The sequence below is a fragment of the Streptomyces sp. DSM 15324 genome (assembly GCF_001514285.1).
Lineage (GTDB): Bacteria > Actinomycetota > Actinomycetes > Streptomycetales > Streptomycetaceae > Streptomyces.
Genome location: NZ_KQ949027.1, coordinates 280,051 through 305,985, shown reverse-complemented (window position 1 = coordinate 305,985; position 25,935 = coordinate 280,051). Strand labels below are relative to the sequence as shown.

The 25,935-nt window shown below is 70.8% G+C and carries 20 protein-coding genes; 12 read left to right on the top strand and 8 right to left on the bottom strand.

The features are described from left to right. Positions 1–60 precede the first annotated feature (60 nt). From AQJ58_RS18105 to AQJ58_RS18095, 3 genes are all read left to right on the top strand, one after another. Positions 61–2,664 carry a bifunctional FO biosynthesis protein CofGH gene (locus AQJ58_RS18105; protein WP_067251336.1) on the top strand — a complete coding sequence of 868 codons (2,604 nt, stop codon included), beginning with the start codon at positions 61–63 and terminating at the stop codon, positions 2,662–2,664. A gap of 79 nt (positions 2,665–2,743) precedes the next feature. Next, positions 2,744–3,331, top strand: a complete 588-nt coding sequence (locus AQJ58_RS18100; protein ID WP_107122076.1) for a L,D-transpeptidase — start codon at positions 2,744–2,746, stop codon at positions 3,329–3,331. A 160-nt stretch (positions 3,332–3,491) separates the two neighbouring features. Beyond that, positions 3,492–4,610 carry an ADP-ribosylglycohydrolase family protein gene (locus tag AQJ58_RS18095; protein WP_067251333.1) on the top strand — a complete coding sequence of 373 codons (1,119 nt, stop codon included), beginning with the start codon at positions 3,492–3,494 and terminating at the stop codon, positions 4,608–4,610. 187 nt (positions 4,611–4,797) lie between these two features. Here the strand turns inward: AQJ58_RS18095 and AQJ58_RS18090 are convergent, their stop codons facing one another. Then, positions 4,798–5,583, bottom strand: coding sequence for an SDR family oxidoreductase (locus AQJ58_RS18090; protein ID WP_067251331.1), 786 nt, complete (start codon positions 5,581–5,583; stop codon positions 4,798–4,800). Positions 5,584–6,297: 714 nt separating this feature from the next. On the opposite strand from AQJ58_RS18090, the gene AQJ58_RS18085 reads away from it, so the two are divergent. The 4 genes from AQJ58_RS18085 (at position 6,298) to AQJ58_RS18070 (ending at position 11,092) form a co-directional block, all read left to right on the top strand. Beyond that, positions 6,298–6,828 (top strand): SigE family RNA polymerase sigma factor, encoded by a 531-nt coding sequence (locus AQJ58_RS18085; RefSeq protein WP_067251329.1) that lies wholly within the window; start codon positions 6,298–6,300, stop codon positions 6,826–6,828. Continuing rightward, positions 6,825–7,625 (top strand): hypothetical protein, encoded by an 801-nt coding sequence (locus AQJ58_RS18080; RefSeq protein WP_067251328.1) that lies wholly within the window; start codon positions 6,825–6,827, stop codon positions 7,623–7,625. The genes AQJ58_RS18085 and AQJ58_RS18080 overlap by 4 nt, the downstream gene beginning before the upstream one ends. Before the next feature lie 476 nt (positions 7,626–8,101). Next, a complete protein-coding gene (locus AQJ58_RS18075) occupies positions 8,102–10,627 on the top strand; it encodes a non-reducing end alpha-L-arabinofuranosidase family hydrolase (RefSeq protein ID WP_079079005.1) in 2,526 nt (841 codons plus the stop codon). A gap of 195 nt (positions 10,628–10,822) precedes the next feature. After that, positions 10,823–11,092 carry a hypothetical protein gene (locus AQJ58_RS18070; protein ID WP_067251325.1) on the top strand — a complete coding sequence of 90 codons (270 nt, stop codon included), beginning with the start codon at positions 10,823–10,825 and terminating at the stop codon, positions 11,090–11,092. Here AQJ58_RS18070 and AQJ58_RS18065 read toward each other — a convergent pair. Together AQJ58_RS18065 and AQJ58_RS45370 are read right to left on the bottom strand one after the other, a co-directional pair. Then, positions 11,062–12,765: an RICIN domain-containing protein gene (locus AQJ58_RS18065; protein ID WP_234360084.1), complete on the bottom strand. Its 1,704-nt coding sequence runs from the start codon at positions 12,763–12,765 to the stop codon at positions 11,062–11,064. The genes AQJ58_RS18070 and AQJ58_RS18065 overlap by 31 nt on opposite strands. Positions 12,766–13,101: 336 nt before the next feature. Then, on the bottom strand, positions 13,102–13,233 hold the full coding sequence (locus AQJ58_RS45370) for a hypothetical protein (RefSeq protein WP_267892066.1): 132 nt from the start codon (positions 13,231–13,233) through the stop codon (positions 13,102–13,104). On the opposite strand from AQJ58_RS45370, the gene AQJ58_RS44465 reads away from it, so the two are divergent. Further along, complete coding sequence (locus AQJ58_RS44465) at positions 13,190–13,663, top strand: non-reducing end alpha-L-arabinofuranosidase family hydrolase (protein ID WP_234360103.1); 474 nt, start codon at positions 13,190–13,192, stop codon at positions 13,661–13,663. The two genes, AQJ58_RS45370 and AQJ58_RS44465, sit on opposite strands and share 44 nt — an antisense overlap. Before the next feature lie 547 nt (positions 13,664–14,210). Further along, positions 14,211–15,632, top strand: coding sequence for a non-reducing end alpha-L-arabinofuranosidase family hydrolase (locus AQJ58_RS18060; RefSeq protein WP_067251323.1), 1,422 nt, complete (start codon positions 14,211–14,213; stop codon positions 15,630–15,632). A gap of 341 nt (positions 15,633–15,973) precedes the next feature. On the opposite strand, the gene AQJ58_RS18055 is transcribed toward AQJ58_RS18060, so the two are convergent. From AQJ58_RS18055 to AQJ58_RS18045, 3 genes are all read right to left on the bottom strand, one after another. Then, positions 15,974–16,831 carry a hypothetical protein gene (locus AQJ58_RS18055; RefSeq protein WP_067251321.1) on the bottom strand — a complete coding sequence of 286 codons (858 nt, stop codon included), beginning with the start codon at positions 16,829–16,831 and terminating at the stop codon, positions 15,974–15,976. Between the two features lie 242 nt (positions 16,832–17,073). Further along, complete coding sequence (locus AQJ58_RS18050; protein ID WP_067251319.1) at positions 17,074–18,999, bottom strand: MFS transporter; 1,926 nt, start codon at positions 18,997–18,999, stop codon at positions 17,074–17,076. Between the two features lie 184 nt (positions 19,000–19,183). Continuing rightward, positions 19,184–21,715 (bottom strand): serine hydrolase, encoded by a 2,532-nt coding sequence (locus tag AQJ58_RS18045; RefSeq protein ID WP_067251318.1) that lies wholly within the window; start codon positions 21,713–21,715, stop codon positions 19,184–19,186. A 215-nt stretch (positions 21,716–21,930) separates the two neighbouring features. On the opposite strand from AQJ58_RS18045, the gene AQJ58_RS18040 reads away from it, so the two are divergent. The 3 genes from AQJ58_RS18040 to AQJ58_RS18030 all read left to right on the top strand — a co-directional run bounded on the left by AQJ58_RS18040 (position 21,931) and on the right by AQJ58_RS18030 (position 24,292). Then, positions 21,931–22,689 (top strand): GOLPH3/VPS74 family protein, encoded by a 759-nt coding sequence (locus AQJ58_RS18040; RefSeq protein ID WP_067251316.1) that lies wholly within the window; start codon positions 21,931–21,933, stop codon positions 22,687–22,689. Positions 22,690–23,036: 347 nt separating this feature from the next. Then, positions 23,037–23,894: a helix-turn-helix domain-containing protein gene (locus AQJ58_RS18035; RefSeq protein WP_067251315.1), complete on the top strand. Its 858-nt coding sequence runs from the start codon at positions 23,037–23,039 to the stop codon at positions 23,892–23,894. A 206-nt stretch (positions 23,895–24,100) separates the two neighbouring features. Then, on the top strand, positions 24,101–24,292 hold the full coding sequence (locus AQJ58_RS18030; RefSeq protein ID WP_055633126.1) for a DUF397 domain-containing protein: 192 nt from the start codon (positions 24,101–24,103) through the stop codon (positions 24,290–24,292). Positions 24,293–24,426: 134 nt separating this feature from the next. Here the strand turns inward: AQJ58_RS18030 and AQJ58_RS18025 are convergent, their stop codons facing one another. Next, positions 24,427–25,311 carry a MerR family transcriptional regulator gene (locus AQJ58_RS18025; RefSeq protein ID WP_067251313.1) on the bottom strand — a complete coding sequence of 295 codons (885 nt, stop codon included), beginning with the start codon at positions 25,309–25,311 and terminating at the stop codon, positions 24,427–24,429. A 95-nt stretch (positions 25,312–25,406) separates the two neighbouring features. Further along, on the bottom strand, positions 25,407–25,910 hold the full coding sequence (locus tag AQJ58_RS18020) for a glutathione peroxidase (RefSeq protein ID WP_067251312.1): 504 nt from the start codon (positions 25,908–25,910) through the stop codon (positions 25,407–25,409). Between the last annotated feature and the right edge of the window lie 25 nt (positions 25,911–25,935).

The window sequence follows — 25,935 nt, the reverse complement described above, 5'->3', positions numbered from 1 at the left end:
GACGAGGGACGAATCGGGCTCCCCCACCGGCTCTGATCAGCCCGAACGTATGCTCAAGGGATGACGACTTCCGCGACCTCCGGAACCGGCCCCGGCCCTCTTCCCGGCCCCACCGAGAACTCCATGCGTCGCGCTCTCAAACGTGCCCGGGACGGCGTCGCGCTCGACGTGAGCGAGACGGCCGTCCTGCTCCAGGCGCGCGGCGAGGACCTCGACGACCTCGCCGCGTCCGCCGCGCGGGTGCGCGACGCGGGCCTTCAGGCGGCCGGCCGGCCCGGCGTCATCACGTACTCGAAGAGCGTCTTCATCCCCCTCACCCGGCTGTGCCGGGACAAGTGCCACTACTGCACCTTCGTCACCGTCCCCGGCAAGCTGCGGCGCGCCGGGCACGGGATGTTCATGTCCCCCGACGAGGTCCTCGACGTCGCCCGCAAGGGCGCGGCCCTCGGCTGCAAGGAAGCCCTCATCACGCTCGGAGACAAGCCCGAGGACCGCTGGCCCGAGGCGCGCGAGTGGCTCGACGCGCACGGCTACGACGACACCATCGCCTACGTCCGCGCCATCTCCGTACGCATCCTGGAGGAGACGGGACTGCTCCCGCACCTCAACCCCGGGGTGATGTCCTGGACCGACTTCCAGCGGCTGAAGCCGGTCGCGCCCAGCATGGGCATGATGCTGGAGACGACCGCCACCCGGCTGTGGTCCGAGCCCGGCGGCCCGCACCACGGCTCCCCGGACAAGGAACCGGCCGTACGGCTGCGCGTGCTGGAGGACGCGGGCCGCTCCTCCGTCCCCTTCACCTCCGGGATCCTCATCGGGATCGGTGAGACGTACGAGGAGCGGGCGGAGTCGCTGTTCGCGCTGCGCCGGATCTCCCGGGCCCACCACGGCATCCAGGAGCTGATCATCCAGAACTTCCGCGCCAAGCCGGACACGGCCATGCGCGGCATGCCGGACGCCGAACTCGACGAGCTGGTCGCGACGGTGGCCGTCGCCCGCCTGCTCATGGGCCCGTCCGCGAACCTCCAGGCCCCGCCCAACCTGGTCGACAGCGAGTACGAGCGGCTGATCGGCGCGGGCATCGACGACTGGGGCGGGGTCTCCCCGCTGACCATCGACCACGTCAACCCCGAGCGCCCCTGGCCGCAGATCGAGGAGCTGGCCGCCCGGTCCGCGGCGGCCGGCTTCACCCTGCGTGAACGTCTCTGCGTGTACCCGGAGTTCGTCACCCGCGGTGAACCCTGGCTGGACCCGCGGCTGCTGCCGCACGTGCGCGCGCTCGCCGACCCGGCCACCGGTCTCGCCGTGCCGGACGCGGTCGTCGAGGGCCGCCCGTGGCAGGAACCGGAGGAGGTCTTCACCGCCTCCGGCCGCACCGACCTCCACGCCTCGATCGACACCGAGGGGCGCACCTCCGACCGGCGCGCGGACTTCGACGAGGTGTACGGCGACTGGTCCGCCCTGCGGGAGGCGGCCGTCCCCGGCATGGCGCCCGAGCGCATCGACACCGACGTACGGCAGGCTCTGGCCACGGCCGCCGACGACCCGACCCGCCTCACGGACGCCGAGGCCCTCGCCCTGCTGCACGCGGACGGTCCGGCGCTGGACGCGCTGACCCGGATCGCCGACGACGTCCGCCGGGCGGCGGTCGGCGACGACGTCACCTACATCGTCACCCGGAACATCAACTTCACCAACGTCTGCTACACCGGCTGCCGTTTCTGCGCCTTCGCCCAGCGCCGCACCGACGCCGACGCCTACACCCTCTCCCTCGACCAGGTGGCCGACCGCGCCCGGCAGGCGTGGGACGTGGGCGCGGTGGAGGTGTGCATGCAGGGCGGCATCCACCCCGACCTGCCCGGCACGGCGTACTTCGACATCGCGAAGGCGGTGAAGGAGAAGGTCCCCGGGATGCATGTGCACGCCTTCTCGCCGATGGAGGTCGTCAACGGCGCGACCCGCACCGGCCTGTCGATCCGCGAGTGGCTGATCGCCGCCAAGGAGGCCGGACTGGACTCCATCCCGGGCACCGCCGCCGAGATCCTCGACGACGAGGTCCGCTGGGTCCTCACCAAGGGCAAGCTGCCCGCCGCCACCTGGATCGAGGTGATCACCACCGCCCACGAGGTCGGCATCCCGTCGACCTCGACGATGATGTACGGCCATGTCGACCAGCCCCGGCACTGGCTCGGGCACCTGCGCACCCTGGCCGGGATCCAGCAGCGGACCGGCGGCATCACCGAGTTCGTGACGCTGCCCTTCATCCACACCAACGCGCCCGTCTACCTGGCCGGCATCGCCCGCCCCGGCCCGACGATGCGCGACAACCGCGCGGTCACGGCGATGGCCCGGCTGCTCCTGCACCCGCACATCCCGAACATCCAGACCAGCTGGGTCAAGCTCGGCACCGAGGGTGCGGCGGAGATGCTGCGCTCCGGCGCGAACGACCTCGGCGGGACCCTCATGGAGGAGACCATCTCCCGTATGGCGGGCTCCTCCTACGGCTCGTACAAGTCCGTCAAGGATCTGATCGCGGTCGCCGGGGCCGCCGGCCGCCCGGCCCGGGCGCGCACCACCCTGTACGGCGAGGTGCCGGCGGAGCGGCAGCGCGCCGCCCGCGCCTCGGACGGGCATCTGCCGGAACTCCTGCCCGTGCTGGAGTGAGTACGATGATCCGACCCTCCCCTGGAGGGAGGATCCCAGGGGAGGCCCCACCGGCGGGGTCCCGTAGCCGAGGAGATGCGTGCCCGTGCCTGCCCGACTTCCCTCGTGGATCTGGGTCACCGGTCTGACGGTCGGCGCCGTCGCCGCGGTCGGCGCCCTGACGGTGCAGGCCGAGCGGGGCCCGCATCCCACGGCCGCCGCGGGCCGCCCGAGCGCGTCGGCGTCCGCCGCGCCGGGCGCGAAGGCGTCCGCCACGCCGAAGGCGTCGGCTTCCCCGGCCGCGACCGGGGTGCCCGAGGCGTCCGGCTCCGGCCGCAGGATCGTCTACGACCTCTCCGACCACCGGGTCTGGCTGGTCGACGCGGACGACACGGCCCGCCGGACCTTCACGGTCTGGCCGGGCACGGTCGCGCCCGTGCCCGGCACCTACACGATCTCCGTCCGCAAGGACGCGACGACCGGTTCCGACGGCGTCGCGATCGAGCACATCATCTACTTCTCGGTCGTCTCCGGCGTCAACATCGCCTTCTCCAACGCCGTCGACGGCGCCTCCCCGCCCCCGGCCGCCGCCGACGCGCAGACCGGCGGCATCCGGATGCCGAAGGCGGACGGGGCGGCCCTGTGGGCGTTCGGCGACCTCGGGACGAAGGTCAGGGTCGTCGATTAGGGCTCGGGCGGCATGCCGCCTCCCCCGCCTCTCGCGCCTCGGCTCGGACCTCCACCGGCCCTCCACCACCCCTCCACCCCGCACCTGCCCGTGACCCCGTTCGATTACAGTGACGGACGTCGTACGTACGGACGGTGCCCGCAGGCTTGGGGAGGACTTGGTGAGTACGACATCAGGGGCCGTCTGGGGCCGTGCCGAGCAGCAGGACTTCCGCAGCCGGGTGCGGGGCACACTGCTGGGGGCGGCCGTCGGGGACGCGCTCGGGGCGCCCGTCGAGGGGCACGGCATCGAGGAGATACGGCAGGTCCTCGGGCCGGAGGGGGTCGTCGACCTCGTCCCCGCCTTCGGACGGCGCGGTGCCGTCACCCACCACACCCAGCTCACCCTGTTCACCGTGGACGGGCTCGTCCGCGCCCAGGTGCGGCGCGACACCGGCGCCTGGCACCCGCCGACCGATCTCCACCGGGCGTACCTGCGATGGGCGGCCACCCAGCGCGACTGGGGCCCCGACCTGCGCCGCAAGGACGACGGCTGGCTGGCCCGCGAGGAGTGGCTGTACGCCCGCCGGGAGCCGACCCGGCCGCTCCTCATGGGGCTCGGCGACGAACGGATGGGCACGCTCGACGACCCCAAGAACCCGGCGGCCGACGGGCCCGAACCCGTCGCGCGCTCCGCGCCGTTCGGGCTGCTCGTCGGCTGGGAGCCGCAGCTCGTCGCCCAGCTCGCCGTGGAGTGCGCGGCCCAGACCCACGGCCATCCGACGGCGTACCTGGCGGCGGGCGCGTACGCCGTCACCGTGCACGCCCTGGCCCGGGGGGAGGAGATGGACGCCGCGGTGCAGCGGGCGCTCGTGCTGCTGGCGGCGTGGCCGGGGCACGAGCCCGTCTCGGAGGCGTTGCAGCGCGCGCTGGGCGCCGTACGGCAGGGGCTGCCGGAGCCGGCGCGGGTGGCCGAACTGGCGGGGGAGGGGCGCGCACCGGGCGTGCTGTCCGCCGCCCTGTACTGCGCGCTCGTGGCGGAGGACGTGCGGCACGGGCTGCGCCTCGCGGTCAACCAGGGCGGCCCCGCCGCCCCGACCGCCGCCCTCACCGGCGGACTGCTCGGCGCCCTGTACGGCGAGACGGCCCTCCCGCCGGCCTGGCTGGCCGAGCTGGAGGGCCGTCCCACGATCCTGGAACTCGCCGACGACTTCGCGATGGAGATGACCCAGGGCCCGGCCCTGCACAACCCGGCGGGCGCGTCACCGGGGTGGCTGGCGAGGTATCCCCCAGGGGGCTGAGCCGGACGCGTCCCGGTCCCGCGGCCCCTGGGCCTGCCGTAGTCCTTCGCGGGTGCCGGTACGCCACCAGGGTATCCTGCCGCCCGCGGTGGCGAAGTCGCCGACGTCGGTGACGCGCTGGTGCGACCAGACGCCGCGATTCGACATGGCGTCCTACGTTCATCTACATGAACAGCCTGTCAGGGTGTCACCGCATCAGCTCCCCCGCGTTGACCAGCAACGACTGCCCCGTGATCGCCCGCGCCCGGTCCGAGGCCAGGAACACCGCCGCGTCCGCCACGTCCCCGTCCGTGGCCAGCTCGGGCAACGCCATCCGCTCCGTCAGCCGGCCCAGCACCTCCGCCTCGGGCACCCCCTCCGTGTGCGCCGTGAACTGCACGTACGCCTGCACCGGCGGCCCCCACATCCAGCCCGGCAGCACGGTGTTCACCCGGATCCGGTGCGGCCCCAGCTCCCGCGCCAGCGAGTACATGGCACTGGTCAGCGCCCCCTTCGAGGCCGCGTACGCCGCCTGCCGCACCTGGGAGGGGGCCGCGACCGCGGACTGGGTGCCGATGAAGACCACCGATCCGCCCCGCACCCTGAGGGAGGGCAGGCAGGCCCGGGTGATCCGCAGCGATCCCAGCAGGTTCACGTCGACGACCGACTGCCAGGTCGTGAAGTCGGCGTCCTCCAGTCCGCCGAAGTAGGAGTCCCATGCGGCGACCTGGACCACCGCGTCGATCCCCCCGAACCGCTCCCGCGCCAGCCCCGCCAGCGCCTCGCAGCTCGCCTCGTCGGTGATGTCGGTCGCCCGCCACGCGGTGTGCGTCCCGTCCGGATCGATCTCGGCCGCGCACTTGACGAGGTTCGCCTCGGTACGGGCGCCCAGCACGGCGTTCCCCCCGTCCCGGACGACGGCCGCGGCGACCTGGTGACCCAGGCCCGCCCCGACCCCCGAGACGACGACCGTCCTGTCGGCGAGCAGTGACATCGGGACCTCCCTGACCCTGACGCATTGTCTGACGGGGCGTCAGAGTATGGTCCGGCCGCCGAGGAAGGGGAAGAGGCGGGAGCGAGGAGACCCGCAGCGAGACGTACGCCGAGCCGGCCGCCGTGGGGCCGTACGGTGCCGTCGAGGCGGTCATCGACACGGCCCAGGCGAAGTCGGAGCGCGAGGCCCGCCGCACCTGAGCCGCAGTGCGCTGCATCGGGTTCCGGGGGAACGGTTCCTGTCCCGCGCACCGCTCGCCGAGAAAGCAGCGTCGGGGCGGCAACCTTCTCGTCTTCTGCGGCAACTGGGAGCCGGAAGACCGAGTCGAACAACCGGATGGACGGGCATGAGGGCAACGAAGCACGCCGCGCCGCAACCGTGGCGCAGACGCGGACTGGTCACGGGCATTCCCTTGGGGCTGCCGGCCGCCGGTGTGCCGGCGTGCCGTCCCTCCGGGAGCGGAACTGGTGTGAGGACCGGTATCCACGCGGAGCGGCCGGGCGTCGGCGGCACCGCCGTGCAGCCGGACGTCGCCCGGCCGACCCGCGTCCGGTTCGGCCGGCAGTGACCAGCCCGCCGGTGAGCCTTCAGCGCCCCGCAACCGAGCACGCCCGCCGTTCGAATCCCGGACTCGGCACTGTTAGGCTGCGCCCCCCGATGTTATTGAATGTGCAACCAACGCGCACATCCTGGCAAGGAGAGGGCGAGCGGGGGATGGTCCTCGATGACGCGTCCGCGGAGTTCCACGAATTCTTCGAGCGCCACTATGCCGAACTCGCCCGTCTGGCACACCTCCTGACCGGCGAGGCCGACGCGGCGGACGACCTCGCGGCGGATGCCCTGGTCGCCCTGTGGCAGCGGTGGGACCGGTTGCGGCAGGCCGACCACCCGGTCGCCTACGCCCGCGGTGTGGTGGCCAACCTGGCGCGGGGACGGATCCGCAGCGCGGTGCGGGAGCGACGCCGGATCACGCTGTTCTGGTCCCGCAGCCCCGAGAAGGTGGAGGGGCCCGACTCGGCGGCCGTGCTGGACGTCCGCGCGGCGCTCGCCCGGCTGCCGTTCCGCAAGCGTGCCTGCGTGGTGCTGCGGCACGCCCTCGACCTGTCGGAGAAGGACACGGCGGCGGCGCTGGGCATATCGGTGGGAACGGTGAAGAGCCAGACCTCGAAGGGGATGGCCGAGCTGCAGAAGATCCTGGGCGCACGAGCGGCCGGGGACCTGGTGGCAGGGAGGAGGAAGCGGTGAACGAGGAGATCGAGCGTCGGCTGCGCGAGGCCGCCGAGGCCCACCGGCCCGACCGCGCGCGGATGCTGGCCCGGGTGGAACGCGGCATGGCCGGCCCCGCCGTCCGTCACCGCGCGCGACCGTTCGCGAGGTCCGGAACCAGGATCGCCCTCGCCGGGCTCGCCGCCGGCGGCATCATGGCGACCGGCGGCCTCGCCGTCGCCGCCATCGTCGCCACCTCGTCGCCGCCGCCCCTGCCCACCGTGACCACGCCTGCCGGCAGCCCGTCCCCGAGCGTCAGCTCCCCGCACCCGACGACAGCCCGCCCCACCCCTGTCGCGCCGGCCCCGGCCACCACCCCGGGCAGCTCGCGCCCGACTCCGTCGGCCACCAGCGCCAGTCCCTCGCCGACCGTTGGCGAGAGCCGGAACGGACCGCTGTCGTCGGCCGGCTCGGTGGACCCGCGGAGCACCGTCTACTGGACGCAGAGCGACCTCGTCCTCAAGACGACGCAGCCGCTCACCTCGCTCACGGTCGAGATACGGATCGTGCAGACCGGCGGGGTGAAGAACACCGGCACCTGGCAGACCCTGCCGAGCGGTGACTTCACCGTCACCGTCCAGGAGGCCGGCGACACGCTGGTCTACCGCTGGGTCCTCAAGCCGGGCCTGACCGTGCCGGCCGGGAGCCATGAGTTCGCCGCCCAGTTCAACAACGGCACCGGCGACCGCAGTGCCGCGGGCGACGGCTACCGCGTCGACGCGCAGGGTTCGGGCGGCTCCGCGTCGGTCCGGGGCGGGTTCGTCCCGACCGGGTGAACGCCGAGGTGCGGTGAGGGGAAGAGTCCCCTCACCGCACAGCTCGATGGTCGAGCGGATCCCGGTGAGGCGCCCCGGGTCGAGTACAGCGAGGCAGGTGTTGCCGGGTCGGCCACCGGCACGCAGCGAAGACCCGCCCGTCCCCGACACCCAGGCGGACCTGCGCGCCCGTGCGGACCGGCGCGCCGTCCTTGAGGCTGTCGAGGAAGGAGGAGGTCGGGGCCGTGATGGCGCGGCGGTGCAGTCGGGGGAGGCCGAGTACCCGAACTGCTGGTACGTGGTCCAGTCGGCCGGCCGCCGTTGCTCCCTTCGTCGTAGGTGGCCTCCGTGGTGCTCGGCAGGTAGCCGTGGAACTGCGCGAGGACCGTGGCGACGGCCTTCAAAAAAATTTCTCCCTCGATCGCGGCAACCTCTGTGTGCGTGGCGGCAACTGGCAGGTACTGGGGCCGGATCAAGGCCCGCTGTGCCAGAAGGACATGCCGTTGTCAGATCAGAACCGCTCTCATCGCCGCCGTCCGGCAACCCGCCGCGTGATCGCCGCCGCCGTGGTTCTCGCCGCCGCGGGTGCCGCCGTACCACTGGTCGCCCTGGCCGCACGCACGCCGGACGCCGGACCGGCCACGGCCGCCGAGGCGGCGGCCGGCAGCGGCCGTTACTTCGGCACGGCAGTGGCCGCGGGCAGGATGGGCGACTCCACGTACTCCACTCTTCTCGACCGGGAATTCAAGATGATCACCCCGGAGAACGAGATGAAGTGGGACGCCATCGAACCCTCCCGCGGGTCGTTCACCTTCGCCGGCGCCGACTCGATCGTCAGTCACGCCTCCGCGCACGGGCAGCGCCTGCGTGGCCACACCCTGGTCTGGCACTCCCAACTGCCCGCCTGGGTGAAGTCGATCACCGACGCCGGCACGCTGCGCAGCGTGTTGAAGAACCACATCACCACCGAGATGACCCACTTCAAGGGCAAGATCTACGCCTGGGACGTGGTCAACGAGGCCTTCGCCGACGGCGGCAGCGGCCGGCACCGCAGCTCGGTGTTCCAGGACGTGCTGGGCGACGGCTTCATCGAGGAAGCCTTCCGCACCGCCCGGGACGCCGACCCCTCGGCCAAGCTCTGCTACAACGACTACAACATCGAGAACTGGTCCGACGCCAAGACGCAGGGCGTCTACAAGATGGTCAAGGACTTCAAGTCCCGCGGCGTGCCCATCGACTGCGTCGGCTTCCAGAGCCACTTCGGCGCTAGCGGCCCGCCGGCCAGCTTCCAGACCACCCTGTCCAACTTCGCCGCGCTCGGCGTGGACGTGCAGATCACCGAGCTCGACATCGCCCAGGCGTCCGCCACCGCGTACACCAACGCCGTCCAGGCGTGCGTGAACGTCGCCCGCTGCACGGGCATCACGGTGTGGGGCATCCGCGACAGCGACTCCTGGCGCACCGGTGAGAACGCCCTGCTGTTCGACGCGGGCGGCAACAAGAAGCCCGCCTACAACGCCGTACTCACCGCCCTGGGCAGCAGCACCAGCGGCACGGGCGGCAGCACGGCCGGCACCGGCAGCACCGGCGGTGGTACCCAGGCCGGGGAGATCACCTCCGGCGCCGTCTACACGCTCTCCAATGTGGCCGCCGGACGTGTGCTCGACGAGCCCGCGGGATCCAACGGCAACGGCACCCCGCTCCAGGTGTGGGACGCCAGCGGCGCCTCCAACCAGCAGTGGAAGGCCGGCAAGAACAGCGACGGCTCCTACACGCTGACCAACATCGCCAGCGGCCGGGTCCTGGACGAGCCGGCAGGCCGGACGGCCAACGGGACGAAGCTTACGGTCTGGGACGCCAATGGTGGCGCCCACCAGCACTGGAAGGCCGGCAAGAACAGCGACGGCTCCTACACGCTGACCAACGTCGCCAGCGGCCGGGCGCTGGAGCTCCCCGGCGGCAAGACCGCCAACGGCACCCCCGTCCAGATCTGGGACACCAACGGCGGCCGCAACCAGCGCTGGACCTTCAAGCCGACCGGGGCACCGAAGAGCGACACGACCGCGGCGCCGACGAGTGCCACGACCGGGGCACCGAAGAGCGACACGTGTGCTCTTCCGTCGACGTACCGGTGGACCTCGACGGACGCGCTGGCGCAGCCGGCGAACGGCTGGGCCTCGCTGAAGGACTTCACCACCACGACCTACAACGGCAAGCACCTGGTCTACGGGTCCGACTTCTCGGGATCGGCCTACGGCTCGATGGCGTTCAGCCCGTTCACCGACTGGCCGGACATGGCCTCGGCCCACCAGACCGGTATGCGCCAGAACGCGGTGGCGCCGACGCTGTTCTACTTCGCGCCCAAGAAGATCTGGGTGCTGGCGTCCCAGTGGAGCGGCGGCTGGGCGTTCAACTACCGCACCTCCAGCGACCCCACCGACCCGGGCAGCTGGTCCGCGCCGCAGCCGCTGTTCACCGGCAGCATCCCCCGCACCGACTCCGCCACCGGCCCGATCGACCAGACCCTGATCGCCGACGACAAGAACATGTACCTGTTCTTCGCCGGTGACAACGGCAAGATCTACCAGACGTCCATGCCGATCGGGAACTTCCCCGGCAACTTCGGCTCCTCGTACACGACCGTCATGAGCGACACGACGAAGAACCTGTTCGAGGCACCCCAGGTCTACAAGGTCAAGGGCCAGAACCAGTACCTCATGATCGTCGAGGCGCGCGGTGCGAGCGAGCAGCGCTACTTCCGCTCCTTCACCGCCACCAGCCTGAACGGCCCGTGGAGCCCGCAGGCCGCCACCGAGTCCAACCCCTTCGCCGGCAAGGCCAACAGCGGCGCCACCTGGACCAACGACATCAGCCACGGCGACCTGGTCCGCGACAACCCCGACCAGACCATGACCGTCGACCCCTGCAACCTGCAGTTCCTCTACCAGGGCAAGGCTCCCAACTCGAACGCCTCATACGACAACCTGCCCTACCGCCCCGGCATCCTCACCCTGAAGCGCTGACCGCCTGATCGACCCCCCTCACCACCGAGAGGAACCCCAGCCGTGCATCGGCTGGGGTTCCTCCCCTGTGGATGTCGCCGCAGGCGTCGCCCCACAGCCGGTGTACAGCCTGGCGTTGACAACGCGCAGGAAGGTCACCGGCGCAAGGGCAGGCAGGCGGCCGATGGCGCCGCCCCGGTCCGCCTGGTCGGCGCGGTGCTGGCAGAGCCGTACTACGCGGAGTCCTTCGGGCCGGTCTGCGTCATCGAGACCTTCGCCGACGACGAAGTGGACCCTGGCGGCCAGTCCTGCGGGCTGCCGTCGGCGCTCCTCTTCCACGACCGTCCGGAGGGCGTCCCCGTGCTCGACGATCCGGCCGTAGAAGTCCTCAGCCCGACGAAGACGACGAAAGGCGCCCCCATCGAAAGAGACGGGGGCGCCTTCTTCGGCTACGCCTACTTGAGGGCTGTACCACCCGAGTTGTGATAGGCGATGGTCTTGTTGATCAGGTTTCCGCCGTCGGTCTCGGGCGTCGTCTGCTCCGACCACCCCGCACCGAAGAACAGGCCGGCGATGTGTGCGTTCGCGACCTGGTCCATGTGCGCGAAGAACCAGTCCACCTTGTCGTCCTTGTAGTGGTCGGGCGTGTTGTTCTGCGCCATGTTGCCCACGGGGATCTGCCACAGGACGACCGGCTTGCCCACTGACTCGGCCATCGTCTTCCAGAACTTCAGCGAGGCGGCGGCCTTCTGGTCGTTCCAGAAGGTGTCACGGCTGCCGTGGGCCGGCTGTGCGTACCAGCCCGCGTCGCGGTCCGTCACATCGCTGACCAGGAAGTCGGCGTTCTTCGCCCCGAGGTCCGCGTAGTCCTTGACGCACTTCTGGACGTCGGTCTCCCAGTCGAAGCAGGAGAGGTGCAGTCCCACGGCGGTGTTCGGCGCGTACGTGTGCGTCATCGAGATCAGGCACTGGGCGAGTCCGGCGGCGCTGTTCTCCTGCGACCCGCAGTCCTTCGGATTCGAGGCCTGGACCTGCGCGGGAACCTGGTGCAGGTTGCCGAGCGAGCGGGCGAAGCCCCAGAAGTCGGGCTCGAGGTCGATCGCGTCGTGCGACGTGCCGATCTTCTGGAGGAAGAAACGGTAGTCGTTCAGGTACCGGGTGAGCAGGTCGGTCCTGTTGATGGCCTTGACCTCGCCCGGGCCGTCGCCCTCGCCCGCCGCGTCCCCGAGGTCCCGCAGCGAGTACCAGGTCCAGAGCATCTTCTGCGGACGCTTGCTGCCCTTGTACTCCGCCTGGGAGACCACGTCGTCCCGCCAGGTCACGTAAGTGCCGGGCGCCGTGGTGCTGCCGTTCCAGCAGCCCCACCAGCCCGACCACCCGTCCTTGCAGCGCGCGGCCGTGTAGTAGTCCGAGGAGGGCGCGGGCTGGCTGTGCACATAGGCGTAGCGCATGTCGAACGGCGCCGCGTTCGCCGAGGCGTCGGACATCAAGCCGCCGATGAGCACCGTGTCACTGCCCATGAACCGCTTCGCCGAACTGCCGTTGGTGGCGGTCGCAGACGCCGCCGGCGGCACCGGGCGGGTAGCGCTCGGAGCCGGACTGGCCGGAGTGCTTCCGCCGGGCGCGGGCGTGGGCGTGCTGCCGGAGTTCCCCGGATTCCCGGTGCCGCCGACGCTGCCGACCTCGACGAGCTTCCACTGCTGGTCGGCGCCGCCCCGGTCGCGGTTCTGGACGACGTCGCCTCCGTCGGCCTTGGCGGCGTTCCTGACACCGACGGCCATGCCGCTGAAGCGGTTGACGAGACGCACGTAGCCGTCGGACGACTTGGCCGGTGTGAACTGCTGGTTGGCGGCGTTCAGGTCTTTCCACTGCACGAGGGCGGAGCCGGCGGTCTTCGACCAGCCGAGGTCGTCCAGCACCTTGCCGGAGGTCCGGTTCTGCAGCCGGTAGTAACCGTCACCCGAGTCGATGAACCGCCACTGCTGGTTGGCCCCGCCATGACGGCTCCACTGCACCACCGCCGCGCCGTCGTCCTTGGCGGAGCCGCGGTCGTCCAGCACCTTGCCGCTGTCGCGGTTGACCAGGACGTACCACTTATTCAGATCCAGGGTCTTCTGGTCCGCCGAAGCCTGACTGACCACGACAGCCGAACCGGTCACGACCACCAGGGAGAGACCCGCCCAGAATCCCCGACGCGCCAGCAACCGACGGCCACGATGCCTCCGGCGGTCACGGCGCCCGCCGCCACGGTGACCGTCGGCGCGTGACGCCGCCGATGACGTGGGGGGGCCTGGGACATGTCTGTCCTCTCGTTCCAGGGACATGCCTGTGCTCTCTTTCAACTGTGGCATCTGACCGGACCACTTGGCCGGACACCACTGAGTGGCCCCAGAGGCCGCATAAGGTTGCCGCGAAGAGCCGCACATTTTTTCGCGTTGACCGGTTTCCGTTCGCCGCGGAGCGGGGCATGCCTGACGCCGGCGGTGGCGCAAGCCTTATGGCTGCTCCGTCCAGCCGACCGCGGCGCCGAAGAGCGAACACGTGTGCTCTTCCCCGGCGTACCGGTGGACCTCGACGGGCGCGCTGGCGCAGCCGGCGAACGGCTGGGCCTCGCTGATGGACTTCACCACCGTCACCTACAAAAACGGCAAGCACCTCGTCCACGGGGCGAACCACTCGGGCCGACCGCCCGTCGAAAGCGCGGTCGCTGTCCAGGATCCGGTCGCCCACGCGGCCTTTGGGGTGCCTGGTCCATTCCGTGGCACCCCGAACGGGACAGGGCATCCGCGGGGCCGCCGCCGTCGGCGGAAGGGGAGGACCCGGACCGGGCTCCTCCCGTCGGGGCCCGCCGACCGGTCCCGCCGGAAACGCCCTGAGCACGGTCCGGGCCGCTGCGCAGCCCGCCTGCACCGCCAGGCGCCGGCGCGGCGGCGACACTCCGTGACCGTACTCCCAGCAGCGGCGGATGGTCCCGCCACGCTCCGCAGTCCCCGGGCCCTGGGGACGGTGGCAGTGGCTGGTGTCGACGCGGTGCGGATTGGCGGCCCGTGGTGGTGAGGTCGCTGGACCATGCCACGGCGGGGCCGCAGGCTCTCCAGCCTGCGGCCCCGCCGTGGGTGTCCGGGTCAGGACGACGGGCACGCCGAGCAACAGACCGGTAGCGGTCCAGCGGCGGCGATGACGCCCGCGGCGCCCGCCGTTCGTGGGGTTGTTCATGGAGGGGGGCTCTCCTTGCGCGCTGTTCATCAGAGGACATCCGGATCCCGGCCACCAGAACTGACCGGATCCGCCTCCTTGTTGCCACAGGCTCCGCCAAGGGTTGCCGCGCGACGGAACTTTTCTTTCCGTCAGGTCCCGGGTGCATCAGCGCGCTTGGAGAGCCCAGAGGCGCGCCCTTTGCGGCGCCGGCCGCGTGAACGCTCCGGTTCGCGAATCGTGCGCGAAGTATTGACGGCGCTCGCCGACTCTCTCATCATCCAGTCTGCTCGATATTCCGACCTGTGTCCGATATGCCGAACGCGCCGCTTGAGCCGCATCGCGTCGGCATCGCACGGCTTCCGGTGAAGCCGCCAGAACCGCTCGCTCAAGGATGACGAGGTTCCCCATGCACAGACGCATTTCCCGCCGCAAACCCCTGCCCGTAGTGCTCGCCGCCACACTCGGGGCCCTGGCCTTCTTGGGCGCGATGCTCGTCGCCGGCCCGGCCCAGGCCGCCACCACCAGCGCCGTGCGAGGCGCTGCCTCCGGCCGGTGTCTCGATGTGTCGGGCGCCGCCCAGGCCGACGGCACGAACGTGCAGATCTGGGACTGCACGAGCGCGTCCAACCAGCAGTGGACGCTGACGGACAGCAACCAGCTGACCGTGTACGGCAACAAGTGTCTGGATGTTCCGGGCCACGCCACCACGGCCGGGACCCGGCCGGTGATCTGGTCCTGCAACGGCGGCACCAACCAGCAGTGGCGGGTCAACTCCGACGGCACGATCGTCGCCGTGGAGTCCGGACTGTGCCTGGACGTCTCGGGCGGCGCCACGGCCAACGGCACGGCGGTGCAGCTGTGGAACTGCACCGGCAGCAGCAACCAGAAGTGGACCGGCCTGTCCGGCTCGGCCAACTCGTGCTCTCTTCCGTCGACGTACCGGTGGAGCTCGACCGGCCCCCTGGCGCAGCCGGCCAACGGGTGGCTCTCGCTGAAGGACTTCACCACCACGGTGTACAACGGCAAGCACCTGGTCTACGCGACATACTCCGACGGCAACTGGCACTCGATGGGCTTCGCCCCCTTCACGAACTGGTCGGACATGGCGTCGGCCGGACAGACCGCGATGAACTCGTCGGCGGTGGCGCCCCAGGTGTTCTACTTCGCGCCCAAGAACATCTGGGTGATGGCCTCTCTCGGGTGGGGTACCGCCTGGCCCTTCACCTACCGCACGTCCAGCGACCCCACCAACCCCAACGGCTGGTCCGCGCCGCAGGCGCTGTTCACCGGCACTCTCCCCAGCGGCGGCCCGATCGACCCGACCCTGATCGCCGACGGCCAGAACATGTACCTGTTCTTCGCGAACGACAACGGCAGCATCTTCAAGTCGACCATCCCGATCGGGAACTTCCCGGGCAGCTTCGGCTCCTCGTACACCACGGTCATGACCGACACGGTCAAGAACCTGTTCGAGGCGCCGCAGGTCTACAAGGTCCAGGGCCAGAACCAGTACCTCATGATCGTCGAGGCCCGCGGAGCGAACGAGGACCGCTTCTTCCGCTCCTTCACCGCCACCAGCCTGAACGGCCCGTGGACCGCACAGGCCGCCACCGAGTCCAACCCCTTCGCGGGCAAGGCCAACAGCGGCGCCACCTGGACCAACAGCATCAGCCACGGTGACCTGGTCCGCAACAACCCCGACCAGACCATGACCATCGACCCCTGCAACCTGCAGTTCCTCTACCAGGGCCTGTCCCCCAGCACACCTTCGGGCACCCCCTACGAGAGGCTGCCGTACCGTCCGGGACTGCTCACCCTGCAGCGCTGACCCGCCTGATCACGCGGTGATCGCGATGCGGTGAGGCCCGCCGACTCCACGTAGACGATGTGCTGAACGGCGCGGACGACTCCGCCTGCTGACCGACACCCACCGCCTCGAGGAACTCCAGCCGTGCGTCGGCTGGGGTTCCTCAAGGGCCTGATATTGCGCTTGCCGGGCACCTCGTCCATGCCGGGGCAAGCCGCCCGCCTCATCTCACACCGTCAGCGTCTGACGGTCGGCGAAGCTGCTGGGCGCTCGGCTGAGTGGTGGTCTTCGAGGTCTTCTCGACGGTGTTGTTCGAGCCGGCTGTGGTCGGGGATGCCGGTGAGCGTATCGACGTGCGGGGCTCACCGAAGTTCGTCAGCATAACGGTCTGTTCCCGGCACCGTGGGGATGAACGGCGCGACGAACTGCACGTCACCGAGACCTGAAGCGGCTACTGCCGTGTCCAGGCCCGCGAAGTGGTCCTGCCAGACCTCGCGGGGATCCTGCTGGAGGAACCACAGCAGGGTCAGCCGGGTCTCGACTCCGTCGACCTGCTTGACGTAGGTCATCCGGTCGAGGGGCAGCGGCGTCGGCGTGAAGACGGTCACCATGGCCGCCGGGGAGCCGGCCAGTTGTTTCGGAAGGTTGTCGTCACGCAGCCAGGCGAGCAGTTCTCCGCGCTGCTCGGGGGAGTTGGCGTCGACGACCTGGACGACGAGCCCGGCGTAGGGGTGGTCAAGGGCATGGATGTCGCGCGGGCCCTCGTCACCGTCGCGGTAGACGGTCACCGCGTGGTCCTGGAAGGCGGTGAAGATGTGGGTGCGGTCCTGGAAGACCCGGTGGTCGCGGTTGAGGCGCTTGTTGATGCCGACGGTCCAGCGCATGTGGTCGGTGTAGCGGCCGGCGGTGATCCAGTAGACGGATATGTAGCAGCCTGCCGTCACCGGCTGCGCGACGGCAGACTTCTCGGGGTAGCGCAGGAGTTGCAGGTCACGGGTGGCGACCCAGCGGCGTCCGGCGTACATCCATGGCATGGCCATCGCGCCGGCGATGTAGTGGTCGTCTTCGTACCAGCGATTGTACTCGCGCTCCCGGCCGGGATGCGGCTCGACCATGGTGATGAGGGCGTGCCCGAGGTCGGCTCCGTAGGCGCCGACGGCGGCCAGTTCGGCGTACAGGTGGCTGCGGGTTTCGTGGGTGTGCGCGGTGTCGTCCGTCATGGGTCCGGTCTAGCTGACATGGCGTCAGATTTGGAGAGCTGTTCCGTTCAATTCCGCGTGAAGTGCGGCGATCATGTGCGCCAGGTCGGCAGGCGGGGCGGCGGCCGCGCCCCGCAGTGCGCAACGAGCGTCCGTGCCGTCGCGGGCGCCCCTGCCGACGATCCCGGGGACGGACCGCTATGTGGCGGACCTGAGATGAGGACGGCCAGGGGGGCGGAGTCCCCTGGTGCGCCCGCACGGACTCAGGGCTCCTTGAGCTCCTCCGGGCACGGAGTGCCGCGTGGCAGCTGATAGGGCGCGGCGAGGCGGTAGACGCCGGCCTTCGGGGCCAGCAGCACCGTCCACTTGTCGCCCTGCGCGTCCTCCTCCGTCTCGTACAGGCAGCCGTTCACGTTCGTGTAGGACTTCGGCTCGCCCTCGGCCCGGTGCTTGGACGCCTCCGTCTCCTGCGGCGCCTTCAGGCTCTTGCCCTGCGCGTCCACGACGCTCAGCCAGGGCGAGTACGGGATCCGGATCAGCACCCGGCCCGCCTTCTCCACGTCGATCGTCATCTCGCCCTGCTCGGCCCGCTCCACCACCGCGTCGGGCTCGGCCATCGGCGCCGGGTCGGTGACCTTGAACAACTGCCAGTTGGCGTCGCCCCAGATCTGCTCCAGATACGGCAGCCCCCGCTGCACCAGCTCCCGCTCCCGCTCCCCGCCGTCCCCGTCCAGCGCCTCCTTGGGGACGACCACGTAGTGCACGGCCCACCGCTGGAGCCACTCGTGGTAGTTCGCCGAGTTGAGCGTGTCGTCGTAGAAGAGGGGGTTGCGCTCCATGTCGGCCTGCCGGTTCCAGCCCCGGGCCAGGTTGACGTACGGCGCGAGCGCGGAGGCCTCGCGGTGGGAGCGGGCCGGGACGACCTCGACGCGGCCCTTCTCGGCGCCGACGCCCTGCAACTCGTTGACGAGCGGCGCCAGCTCGCGCGCCCAGGAGGCCGCCGGGGTCGTCCGGATGACGTCGTCGACCGACTTGAAGCCGATCCAGCCGACGAACCCGAGCGACGCGACGACGATGACGTACCACTTGCGGCTGCGCGGCACCGCGAACGGCAGCGCGGCCGCCAGCACCACACCCGAGAACAGCATCGCGAGCCGGGTGATGTTCGACCCGATCTGGGAGCTGATCAGCCACACCCCCAGCACCCCGAGGCCGTACACCGCCGCCGTGATCCGCACGGTCTTCCAGTCGCGCGGGACGACCGCGAAGACGACCGCCGAGTACAGCAGCGGCAGCGAGGCCGAGGCGAAGGACATCGGCTGGGTGCCGGAGAAGGGGAAGAGCCACGCGGAGACGGCGACGACGGCGGTCGGGGCGAGCCCGAGGGCCCAGGCGCCGGGCCGCCGCTTCTGCAGGAACAGCGCCACGGCGACGATGCCCACGAACAGCCCCGCCACCGGCGAGCCCATCGTGGCGAGCGCGGCGAGCGGGGCGGCGCACAGGGCCTTCGCCCAGCGTTTGTAGCGCCAGCGGTACGGCCAGCAGAACACGACGGCCACGGCGGCCAGCGCGAACATGTTGCCGAGGCCGAAGGTGACCCGGCCGGACGCGGCGTTGCAGAGCAGCGCGAAGACCCCGGCCAGCGCCGGCCACACCGGGTTCCGCACCGGGCGGCAGCGCAGCAGGACGAGGGTGAGCAGGCCCGCCGACAGGGTCCCGGCGATCATCATCGTCGTACGGACGCCGAGGACCGACATCAGATACGGCGAGATGACGCTGTACGACACCGGGTGCATCCCGCCGTACCAGGCGAGGTTGTACGCGGAGTCGGGGTGCCGGCCGACGAACTCGGCCCAGGCGTCCTGCGCCGCGAGATCGCCACCGCTGTTCGCGAACGTGAAGAACCAGAGGAGGTGCACGATCCCGGACAGCGCGGTGACGGACAGCACCAGGTGCCGGCGGAGGAAGCCGCCGAGCCGGTCGAGCGCGGCGCGCGGCCCCGCCTTCGCCGGGCCCTGCGCCGCGTCCGCCCCGGCCGAGGCCTTCGCCGGGGCCGTCATGGCGTGGTGCGGGTCGTCGTGCGGGTCATCGTCGTGGTCACCGGAGTGGGGGGCGGGCAGCTTGATGCGCGGGCCGGTGTCCGGGCCCGGACCGGTGTCGTCGGCGCGTGTCGGCTCCGCTGTGGCCACCTGAAGGCACTCCCCGTGTCCCGTCTTCTGTTCTCGGCCGCGCCTTGTTCGCGTCCGCTTCACGGCAGCGTCGTCGCGACCGCCGACCTGTCCCGTTTCGCGACGCTAGCACGCACCCCGCCGGGCGGCTGCCCGGCGGGGTGGCGAGAGGGACGGAGGCGGCCGACGGGTCGGCCGGACGGGATCAGCCGAGACGGGTCAGCTTGTCCTGGAAGCCCGGTTCGACGAGGTCGCTCTCCAGGGCGACCGGGACCTTCACCGCGCCGCTGGTGCCGTCCCCGACGGTGAGCGTGCCCACCTGGGTGCCGGCCTTCGCGGTGTGCGGGACCTCGTCGGCGGCGAACTTCAGCTTCACCGTCAGACCGGCCCAGCCGACCGCGGTGACGTCCTTGGTGACGACGACCGGGGTGTGGCCGCCGAGCTTGTCGTCCACGTACCCGACGACATCACCCTTCTTGAGGATCTTCGCCGAGGTCAGCGCGTCCTCGGCGGCGGACAGGGCCGTCTTGCTGACCTCGTTGACCGTCTTGAGGATGGTCGGCTTGTGCTGGCCGAGGATCGCGCCGACGACGGTGACCGTCTCACCGCCGACCTCCTTGCGGGCGGCGAACAGGAGGTTGCCGCCGGCCGCGGTGGTGGAGCCGGTCTTGATGCCGATCGCGCCCATCCGGTAGGGGAGCTCGTTGTAGTTCGGCCAGTTGGTCCCGTAGGGGTCCGTCCAGCTCGCCGCGCTGGTGATCGCCACGAGCGCGGGGATCTCCACGACCGCGTTGCCGAGCTTGACCTGGTCCTCGGCGGTGGAGACCGTGGTCTCCTTCAGCCCGGACGGGTCGGTGTACGTCGTGTTCGACATCCCGAGTTCCTTGGCGGCGGTGTTCATCTTCTTGACGAACGCGGCCTCCGAGCCCCCGTCCCAGCGGGCCAGCAGCCGGGCGATGTTGTTCGCGGACGGGATCATGACCGCCGACAGGGCCTGCTGGAGCGTCAGCTTGTCGCCCGCCTTGACGCTGTTGAGGGTGGACTCGCCGCTCTGGTCGTAGCCGCCCTCCTTCTCGGCGGTGGCGTCGACGGTGATGCTCGGGCCGTTCTCGCCCGTCTTCAGGGGGTGGTCCTTGAGGACGACGTACGCGGTCATCGTCTTGGCCACCGAGCCGATGGCGACCGGCGTCTGCTTGCCGAAGTGGTCCATCGTGCCGACGCCGTCGACGTCCATCCAGCCCTGGCCCTCGTTCGGCCACGGCAGGGAGAGCTTGCCGCCCTCGAAGGTGTAGGCGTCCTTCGCGGTGAGCGCCAGCGCGGTGGCCGGCAGCGGGCGGAAGAACTGTACGACCGCAAACACGATCACCAGCAGGATGACCAGCGGCGTCCAGATCTTGACCCGGCGGCCGAGGGTGCGCAGGGGGGTCGGCGGGGGCGGCGGGGTGTTGGTCAGCTCCGCCAGCAGGTCGATCGGCGGCTTCGGCGGCAGGGGCTGCTGGGTCGTCCGCTCGGGGCCGACCTGGGGCACCAGTGCGGTGACGGCGGTGATGTCACCGCTCGCCTTCGGCGGGCGGGGCTCGTCGAGCGGCTTCAGCGCGACGAACTTGCTGGTCCGCTCGGCGGGCGGCGGGGTCCGCTCGCCGTCCCCCTTCGGGGCCTTCCCGGCCTCGTCGGCGTCCGGCTCGTCGGCCTTGGGCTCGTCGGCCTTGGGCTTGAGGGCCCCGCCCAGCTTGAGCATGGTGGTCGGCTGGTCGACGGTGGGCTTGGGCCGGGGGGCCTTGAAGATGGCGGTGGGCTGGTCGACGGGGGTTGCGTCGGCCTTGTCGCCGCCGTCCTTCCCGTCCTTCCCGTCCTCCGCGTCCTTTCCGTCCTCTCCGTCGCCCTTGTCTTCCTTGTCTTCCTTGGCTTCCTTGGCTTCGTCTTTCTTCTCGCCCCCGGACGCCCACTTGGGTGCGGGCCTGCCGGAGGCGGCGGGCTCGTCGTCGTCCTCGGTGCCGGACTCCGGGCCGGTCCGCACGTCTGCCCCGGAGGTCACCGGAGTCGAGTCCTCCGGGCCGTCCCCGTTGCCCTCGGTCTCGTGCTCGGTGTCGTCCTCGGTCTCGTCCTCGGTGTCGTCCTCGTTCGACGCGTCACCGGCGTCCTCCGTGTCGGCCGCGTCCTCGGGGCCCGCCGGGCCCTGCGGGCCGCCGTCCGCGCCCTCGCGCCCCTCGGCGGCGTCCGGGTCGGCCGCGGTGTCCTCGGAGCCCTCAGAGAGGCTCTCGGCGCTTCCCTCGGCCTCGTCCGCGGCTTCCGCCCCGCCGGTCTCCGTGACGGCGTCCTCGGGCTCCTCGTCCGGCTCCGGACGGGCGTCCTCGGGCTCGGGCTCGGGACTGGCGTCCTCCGGCTCCTCGGGCGCCTCCTGGGCCTCGGGACGGGCGTCCTCCGGCTCCGGACGGGCGTCCTCGGGCTCGGGACGAGCGTCCTCCGGTTCCTCGGGACGGGCATCCTCGGGCTCCGGACGAGCGTCCTCCGGTTCCTCGGGTTCCTCGGTCCGTTCGGGTTCCTCGATCTCCAGTTCGCGTACGGAGAGAACCCGTGTCGCCGTGTCGACGCCGCCGCGCGAGGCCTTCGGGGCCCCGTTCTCCCGGGCCACCGCCACCCGCGGATCGCGTGCCTCGGGAACCGTACCCGCGCTCCCCGACGTCGGTTCCGCCGACGACTCGCGCTGCTTCGACCTGTCGGGGGACTCGCCCGCCACCGATGCCTCCTTGTGCCTGTCGAACCGTGAACGCCCGCCCCGGACCCGCCTCGGGGCGTGTCCGAACCATGTACCAGTGTCCTGTGCAGAGGGCTTGGCTCCTGCGGTAGACGAGAACGACATACCTACTGGTTCCACTACAAACAGGTCACGCACCCTCGACAGACCAATGTGAGAGGGGTCACCCTGTCATTCATCCACGCGGGGAGGCATGGATGGGCAGGAGCCGCAGAACGATTCCGGAAGAGCTTCTTCTGCTGGCGTTGGACCCGACCACGGGTACCACCGCACAGCCGCAGTCGCTCGACCTTGGTCTGGCCGGAGCACAGCTAGTGGAGCTGGCGCTGGCCGGGCGGATAGCCCCTGACGGGGATCGTATCGCCGTGGTGTCCCCACGGCCGACAGGAGATCCGACACTGGACTGCGCACTGGAGTTGCTGCGAAGGCGTGGCGCTCCGGTTCGTGCCGTCCACTGGATCGGCGGGCCGCGTCTCGGGCTGCGCCAGACCTACCTCTCGCATCTGGAGCGGTGCGGCATGGTGCATGCCGTGGCGGGTCAGATGTGCGGGGTGCTGCCGACCACTCGCTACCAGGCGACGGACACCGAGATCAGCCGGGAGATCAGGGCCCGGCTGGACTCCGCGATCCGCACCGGCGTACCGCCGGACCCGCGGACCGCGGCGCTCGCCGCACTGGCGCACGCGGTCGGCCTCGGCAAGCACCTGTACCCGGGGAACGAGGGACGCTCGTCCCGCTCCCGGCTGCGGGACCTGATCAGGCACGACCCCATGGGCGGTCTCGTGGCGCACGCCGTGATGGACGTCCAGAACGGCGCGGCGGCCCAGCCGCGCCGCAACCCGGCGGCCCCGGCCGGCCGGCCGACCGGACCGGGCGGACGGCCCGTACCGGAACCCGCCCGTGGAGTTCCGGCACAGCCGCGCCGCGGTCCCATGGCGCGTGTCGTGGCCCACTGAGCCGCACTTCCACGACACACCCGGCACGACCCGCATGACCGCACTCGCAGGACCTGTAGAACCCGTAGAACCCGTAGAACCCGCAGAACCCGTAGGCCCGTTCGGGAGCCGCCGCGGCCGCGCGGGGTGGTGAGGCCGTACGTCCGTCGCGACGCACGGCACCGCCGCCCCGCGCGGACGCATGTCCGGGGCGTGCCGGGGGTGTTGTGCGGGGCCTGCTCCGAACTGGCCTGGGGCGGCCGCATATCCACCGTTTTCCAGCGGTACGAAGCGCCTTGGTGGCAGTCTGCTGAACAGCAGATACGCAAAGTGTCAATGACAGGCATGCAGCCGGAGGTGCGCGTCCCGTGACGTCCAATGTCAATCCCACGGTCAGGCGACGCCGGTTGGGCCAGGAACTGCGCCGGCTCCGTGAGGAGAAGGGCATGACCGCCGAACAGGTCGCCGAGCGCCTGCTCGTGTCCCAGTCGAAGATCAGCCGTCTGGAGAACGGCAGGCGCAGCATCAGCCAGCGTGATGTGCGCGACCTCTGTGGAGTCTACGAGGTCGAGGACCAGCGCATGGTGGAATCGCTGATGGAAATGGCGAAGGACTCCCGGCAGCAGGGCTGGTGGCATGCCTTCGGGGACATTCCGTACAGCGTGTACATCGGTCTGGAGACGGACGCGGAGTCGCTGCGGGTGTACGAACCCCAGACCGTCACCGGCCTGTTGCAGACCCGCGCGTACGCCGAGGCCATCATCCGGGGAGCGTTGCCGGAGCGGCCGGAGGCCGAGGTCGAGAAACGGGTGCAGGTGCGGCTGCGGCGGCAGGAACGAATCACCACCGAGGACGGGCCGTTGCGGCTGTGGGTGGTGCTGGACGAGGCGGCGCTGCGCCGGGTCGTCGGCAGCCGGCTGGTGATGCGCGAGCAACTGGAGCATCTCGCCGAGCTGTCGAGGCTTCCGCACGTCACCGTGCAGGTGCTGCCGTTCGAGGTCGGCGCCCACCCCGGCCTCAACGGCCAGTACACGATCCTGGAGTTCGCCGACGCCTCCGACTCCAGCGTGGTCTACATCGAGGGTGTGACGAGCGACCTCTACCTGGAGAAGGCGTACGACGTCCAGCAGTACTCGGTGATGTACGAACACCTGCGGGCGCAGGCGCTGAACGTGGAGCACTCGCGCCGTGTCATCGACGACCTGGCGAAGGAGTACGCGCGGTGAACCTCCCCCGGGAGGGGCCTTCCGGGGGAGCGGCGGGGGATAGTACACCGTCGACATGCTCGACTGGAAGACTCACCTGGAATATGCCATTCGACCGAGTGAATGACTCCTCCGATTAGCGGGGTTGGCGAGTAGCGTCGATCACGCCAACGATCACCGACGTTGGCGCAAAACCGTGACTCGCCAACTGGCTAACGGAGCAATCAATGGCAATTCGTCTGGGCGCCACGGAAACGTGGACGACGTCCTCCTACACCAACGGCAACGGCGCCTGTGTGATGGTCAGGTCGACCGTCCTGGAGACGCTGGAGCTCGGGGACACCAAGATCCCCGAGGGCCCCAAGCTGGCCTTCCCGGCCGGCGCGTGGAACGCCTTCGTGGCGTCGGTGAAGGAGTAGGGCGAGGAACGCTCCCCGCACCACACACCGGTTCCACCTCGACCATCGCACAGCCACCGACAGAGCCCTCTCGACAAGATCGCCGTCCTTGCCGAGGGGGCTCGGCCTGTTCCGGCCGGTCCGCCGTCTCTCCGCTAGCCGCGACGGACGGGGAACGCCACGTCGCACACCGGGTCCTCGGGACCCGCCGCGTCCCAGTCGGCGAAGTAGACCTCGCGGCACGGGCCGTCGTACTCCCAGCCCTCCCGCTTCATCCACGCCTCCACCGCCTCGAACGCGGCGATGATCTGCGGATGGGCGACCTGCGCCTTGCTGATCCGGGTGGACGCCAGCCGACGGGCCGGTTCCACCTTCACCTCGATCCGCCGGGACCGCCCCTGGGCGGCCGCCCACGCCCGGGCCGCCGCCGCGTCGGCGACCGGCACACAGGACTCCGCCGGTCCGTCGCTCTCCATCGACACCTCGGCGTGGTACGCCACGAACGGCGCGCCGGTGGCGCCGCCGCACGCGCCCGCCGCCTCCTCCAGCCGGCCCAGGGCGGCGGGGATCCAGCTGGGCAGCTCGTCCGCCAGCACATGACGGGTCTCGGTGATGATCACCTGCTCGGGCACGTCGACGATCTCGACCTCGAACTTCTCGTACATCTCGGAGTTCCTCCCCGACAGTCGTCCACGGAGGTACTCGGCGAGCGTGCGCCGGGCGGCGAACCGGCCCTCGGCCTCGGCCCAGTACGCGGCGAGCAGCTCCGCGCCCTCCGCGCCACCGGTCTCGACCACCTCGGCGATCCGGGCCAGCGGCATGTCGAGCTGGCGCAGCATCGCCACCAGCCGGGCCCGGTCCACCTGCCCGGCCCGGTAGTAGCGGTAGCCGCTGGTCTCGTCGACCCGTGCCGGGGCCAGCAGGCCCAGCCGGTCGTACAGACGCAGCGCCTTGGCCGTGAGCCGGGCCCGCGCGGCGAATGCGCCGATGGTCAGCAGTTCGTCGTCGTCGCGTACGTCCACCTGGTCATCCTCCGTCACCGGACGGTCTGCTCCGCCCGGCGACGAGGAGACTCCGCCTTGCCCCAGGGACAAGGTCAAGCGGTCAAGCGGTCGAGCGGTCCCGAACGGCAGGCCTAGCCGAGCTGCGCCTCGATCGCGGTGACGATCTCGTCGGACTCCGGCTCGGTCTGCGGCGAGAAGCGGGCCACGACCGTCCCGTCCCGGCCGACGAGGAACTTCTCGAAGTTCCAGCGGATGTCACCCGTGTGGCCCTCCGCGTCCGCGAAGCCGACCAGCCGCTCGTACAGGGGGTGCCGGCCCTCGCCGTTCACCTCGACCTTCTCGGTCAGCGGGAAGGTCACGCCGTACGTCGCCGAGCAGAACTCCGCGATCTCCTCGGCGCTGCCGGGCTCCTGCCCGAGGAACTGGTTGCAGGGCACGCCGAGCACGGTGAACCCCTGGGCGGCGTACCGCTCCTGGAGCTTCTCCAGCCCGTTGTACTGCGGGGTGAGACCACACTTGGAGGCCACGTTCACGATCAGGACGACCTGCCCCGAGTACTCCGAGAGCTGCGCGGACCCGCCCTTGAGGGCGCCGATCTCGACATCGAGGGGGGAGGAAACGGCATCAGTAGTCATGGGCGGATGCTAGCCCCGCCCGGTG

What these genes read in the sequence shown, in the direction of transcription:
- AQJ58_RS18020 (WP_067251312.1), bottom strand. Translation starts at nt 25,910, where the DNA reads ATGACTACTGATGCCGTTTCCTCCCCCCTCGATGTCGAGATCGGCGCC.
- AQJ58_RS18075 (WP_079079005.1), top strand. Translation starts at nt 8,102, where the DNA reads ATGCCGTTGTCAGATCAGAACCGCTCTCATCGCCGCCGTCCGGCAACC.
- AQJ58_RS18040 (WP_067251316.1), top strand. Translation starts at nt 21,931, where the DNA reads ATGGGCAGGAGCCGCAGAACGATTCCGGAAGAGCTTCTTCTGCTGGCG.
- AQJ58_RS18030 (WP_055633126.1), top strand. Translation starts at nt 24,101, where the DNA reads ATGGCAATTCGTCTGGGCGCCACGGAAACGTGGACGACGTCCTCCTAC.
- AQJ58_RS18090 (WP_067251331.1), bottom strand. Translation starts at nt 5,583, where the DNA reads ATGTCACTGCTCGCCGACAGGACGGTCGTCGTCTCGGGGGTCGGGGCG.
- AQJ58_RS18105 (WP_067251336.1), top strand. Translation starts at nt 61, where the DNA reads ATGACGACTTCCGCGACCTCCGGAACCGGCCCCGGCCCTCTTCCCGGC.
- AQJ58_RS18060 (WP_067251323.1), top strand. Translation starts at nt 14,211, where the DNA reads ATGCACAGACGCATTTCCCGCCGCAAACCCCTGCCCGTAGTGCTCGCC.
- AQJ58_RS18085 (WP_067251329.1), top strand. Translation starts at nt 6,298, where the DNA reads ATGGTCCTCGATGACGCGTCCGCGGAGTTCCACGAATTCTTCGAGCGC.
- AQJ58_RS18055 (WP_067251321.1), bottom strand. Translation starts at nt 16,831, where the DNA reads ATGACGGACGACACCGCGCACACCCACGAAACCCGCAGCCACCTGTAC.